Annotated in this window: 3 protein-coding genes; all 3 read right to left on the minus strand. The window is 43.6% G+C overall.

What is annotated here, in order from left to right; genetic code table 11:
• Positions 1-22: 22 nt before the first annotated feature.
• Positions 23-949, minus strand: a complete 927-nt coding sequence (locus CAG65_RS11915; protein ID WP_161453773.1) for a DMT family transporter — start codon at positions 947-949, stop codon at positions 23-25.
• Positions 950-957: 8 nt separating this feature from the next.
• Positions 958-2,790: an asparagine synthase (glutamine-hydrolyzing) gene (gene asnB, locus CAG65_RS11920; protein WP_161453774.1), complete on the minus strand. Its 1,833-nt coding sequence runs from the start codon at positions 2,788-2,790 to the stop codon at positions 958-960.
• 14 nt (positions 2,791-2,804) lie between these two features.
• Positions 2,805-4,389: hypothetical protein (locus CAG65_RS22080; RefSeq protein ID WP_202599366.1), on the minus strand; the 1,585-nt coding region annotated here is incomplete at its 5' end.

Consider the following 4,389-nt stretch of genomic DNA (forward strand, 5'->3'; position numbering starts at 1 on the left):
ATATTAAATACACTCTATTTTCTTAATCGGCTTTACATTCTACTATTTTTACTTGATTTCCTTCATACACTAAGGAAATAACAGAAACTAGGACAATCAACGAAACCAAAAACAGCAACAATCTAGAAGGCGGGTAGTCAGTTAGTACTCTTTGAATCCCTAACACGACAAGCGGCGATACCGCCAATGACGTCGATACCGCCAACGGAGAGGTCATTTCAATGCCTTTTTGCAAGACATAAATTGACGTGCATACTCCCACAAGCGACACAGCCAGAATGGCGTAGATATCCTCAACATTCAATGTTACACCTTTTTGGAAGGGGATGAAGGCAGCCGATACTAAAATCAGTAGTGGAAAGCGAATAGAGAGCATTGTCGTCGCTGGCACTTGGTTAGTAGCAAACTTCTTGGAGATGACTACGGTTGCGGTAATGCTGATACAACATAGTAGAGCAAAGAGCAGACCTAACAGTATTTGGGATTGGCTATATACACTTAACGTTGAGCGACTAGAAAAAACGTAAACACACAGCACCACAATAGCGCAAAAAACGATAAAATGGCAAACTTGGGTAAACTTAGACACACGTTCCTTTCTCGCTAGCAACCACACAGTCATGACAACAGGGCCAAAGCCCTGTGTAATCGTGACAGCAACAGAGGGTTCAAGGTACTTGACGGACAGGAAATAAAACAACCAATTACACACGGTGACCACGTTAAATACCACAATCATTTTCCAATCTTTCTGTAACGCCCGATAAGATTGAGGCTGCTTTAACAACGCAACAAGTGAAAAGAACCCTGTGGCAATTGTAAAACTCAGGGCTACCATCACAAATACATTTGTCGAAACAAGCCAAATATTGAGTACCACACTCTGTGTAGAAGCAATGCCTATGTAGAGCATCACCATTAGCACCCCAATAAAATACATATCGCGCATCTTCGTTATTACTCCTGTTCAAACACTCTCAAAAACCAAACTTCCAACATATACAGGGTCCAGATTGCGTAACTGTTTTCCGGTTTAAATTCAGAGACAAACTTAGTCAATGCCGCACAATCAAACAGTCCTCTGTTGAGCGATTTTTCACTCAACAACGTATCTGTCACCTGCCCTTTAATATTGTTCAACAGCCATTTTTCCAAAGGAACCGCTAGCTCTTGTTTTTTCCTCTCCAAAATAAAATTAGGTAGATATTTCTCTGCGACCCGATAAAGTACATGTTTTTCCCTGCCATCTCGCAATTTGAAATCTATTGGCATGGAAGTAGCTAACGCTACCAACGACCTATCAAGAAATGGCGTCCTAACCTCGAGCGAGTTTGCCATAGATGCAATGTCAACTTTTACCAGCTGAGCTTCATTCATCCAATGGTTAAAGTCATACTCCATCGCAACATCCAGGTAATTCTTAGAGTCCGAGGATAATTGCTGTACGTAGCGTTGACATTTGCTTATATTTCGTTCTTGGGCAAGGTGCTGTTTAAATTCCGGACTATACAGAGCCGCTCTACTGTCGCTATCAAGGCCATCGGTTAACAATGATTGGTAAAACTGCGGGAAACTGAGATGACTCCAGTCCCCACCTTTAAGGTCAACTTTCCGTGGTAAACCCATTTCTGGCGGGATGTCTGGAAAATGCTGGATCAGTTGATATCTTGCATAACCACCGAATAATTCATCTGCAGCATCGCCTCCCAGAACCACAGTGACATGCTCCCTAGCCAATTTGAACATAAAATAGCTCGCAATAGACGATGGAAACGCAAACGGTTCACCAAAATGACATACCAATTCATGGGCTGCCTGCATAGCCTCTTCCGGCTCAATTACATACTCATAGTGTTCGGTGCCAAGCTCTTTAGCCAATCTTCTTGCGTATTCCAATTCAGAAAACGCCGCGTCACGGAAGCCAATTGAGAAAGTTTTAAGGTTGTGGATCGTACCTTGCTTTTGTGCGATGGCAGTAACTAAGCTGGAGTCCAAGCCGCCACTTAGCATTGTGCCAACCGGCACTTCTGCTAGTAACCGTTTCTCTATTGATTTGTTGAGTACAGAATCAACTTCTTCAATCCACTCCGACTCAGTACGCCTAACAATACTTGGCGAGTAATCTACTGACCAATGTTTAGTTTCTGTGGTGCCTACATCACTAAATCTGACACTCGATCCCGCCGGCACTTTATGAACCGTGTCGAATATACTTTGATCATTTGGCATCACACGGTACTTCAAAAAATAATCCACAGCCGAATGGTTAAGCTGCCGGTCCACAAAGCCGCTTTTAAGCAAAGAACGCATCTCGGATGAGAAACACAAGATCCCATTTTCATAACTGTAATAGAGAGGTTTCTTGCCAGCCCTGTCTCTCACCAAAAGTACAGAATGATCCTGGGTATCGTATATTGCCGCAGCGAACATACCCTCCAGCTTATGATAGAAATCATTGCCGTATTCTTGATATAAGTTCACGATAACTTCAGCATCTGAATCGGTTGTGAACTTCAAACCCCTCTCTTTCAGAGAATTTCTCAAGCTAACGTAATTGTATATCTCACCGTTGAAGACGATGACATACCGACCATTGTCGCTGAAGCAAGGCTGCACACCGTTTTCAAGTGCGACCACTTTAAGCCGACGCATACCCATCTGGATCTGGCTATCTTGGTAGAGCCCCTCTTGGTCAGGCCCCCTGTGGTATAATGCTTTTAGCATCGCTTGCAAACGATCGCTGTCCTTGCCTAGCTTACCTAAGTGTTTAATACCTGCAATTCCACACATGACTTATTCTCCAACTACGACTTATATCGACGTTTGCTAACGGCACAGCTGATCTCACCTTCGGATACGGAAATTACTTTAATATCCCCGACCAATCCTGAGGAGACCATCTCAGATATGTCTGGATTGAGTCTGAACAACTCGCGTTTAATTGCTGCTTTTTTTTGCTCACTTAAATCCGGGTCAGCAATGCGAATAACCAGTCCTCCTTGAGAGTCATCTAAGTCATATGCTTTGTATGGGGCATGCAATGCGATTGCTGTCGTTATATCTGCTAGATTAATTTTCTCGCCATGCTTAAATTCGCCAGAATAACGCCCAAGACAGCGCCGAAAAGTATAAATGTTCTTTCCTTGATGCTCGATGCATTCAAAGCCCTCAATCAAATCGTTTGTTACGAAGCGAACAGCGGGAAAATACGCTCGGGCAAAAGATGTGAGCAGTAGTATTTCACCAGACCCATTGTATTTTGCTTCTGGATACAGAATGTTAGCATCCACAACCTCTGGCAAGATGTAGTCATCAAACTGGTACCTGCCAATGTCATGATTAAAGAACGCAATAGAGCCAATTTCAATGCTGCCGAACAAGTCCAAAATATCGTCGGTTGAAATGCCGAAAAACGTCGCCACTTTTTCCTGCCAAGCCAAACTCGCGACATCGCCCAGTACAATAATTTTTTTAGGTTTTGCCGTCATTTCCTCTGTGGCGATGAGCGCATCTAAAATCATTGGCATAGTGAAGAAAATATCTGGGTTGAAGCGATTTAAGACCTCAATATGCTCTCCAATGGGGCGCGTAAAATCGATCAACTCTGTCTCGCAACCCATCAAGCGAAATATTTCCCCTGCTGTCGACGCTGCGTGCCCAGTCCCGAGATCAGCACACGCTGTCTTATAACCCTCACCGCAAAATTGTTGTATTATCTTTTTCCTTTGTCGCAGGTAAATATCTTGGTCTGATGGAGCGTAAAGGATCCTCTTCCTTTTCCCCGACGTGGTCCCTGATGTTAAGTAGGCATCTGCTGATTCAAAATCATGCTCAGCGTGGTAGTAATGCTGGGTCAAGACTTTCTCATCAATAAACGGCAAATCCTTGATGGTAAAAGGCTCCTTAGTATCAACTGGGTTTATCTGTTCATACCAAGGGAAGGTTCGCTGGGTAGCTTCAACCAATGAGGTCAGATCTTGATCAAGAGATGAACCAATACAAACTGCATCCAATCCCTTATCATAAAAAGCTTGTTCGCGAGTTCTGATTTCATCAATCGCCGCTTCTAGGTCTTTGCTGTCTTCCCCAATGACAGTTATAACGCCTGGTGCTGTCAACAAATCCACAGTTTTGTGTTGTACATCACCGACTCCAAAATGATATTTCGCCGAAACCACGCCGGCGATACTCTGCAAGTCGGGGAGGGGATTCGATTTGACCGTGCCTTTGATAGAACTAATCATATACACGTACGCTGCCTTTTTGTGATGCTCCTTTTTTACTTGACGCTGTTGCTCAATATTTGCATCAAAAGCGGCTGGCCTGACGACCGCTTCCACCAACTTACTGATTTGAGAATGTCCTAATATTTCTTCGATAATATATGGG

Origin of the sequence: Vibrio sp. V39_P1S14PM300, from assembly GCF_009904765.1 — a bacterium.
Lineage (GTDB): Bacteria > Pseudomonadota > Gammaproteobacteria > Enterobacterales > Vibrionaceae > Vibrio > Vibrio proteolyticus.

Excerpts from the sequence above, each read along its gene's own strand:
- CAG65_RS11915 (WP_161453773.1), bottom strand. The coding sequence starts at position 949 with ATGCGCGATATGTATTTTATTGGGGTGCTAATGGTGATGCTCTACATA.
- asnB (WP_161453774.1), bottom strand. The coding sequence starts at position 2,790 with ATGTGTGGAATTGCAGGTATTAAACACTTAGGTAAGCTAGGCAAGGAC.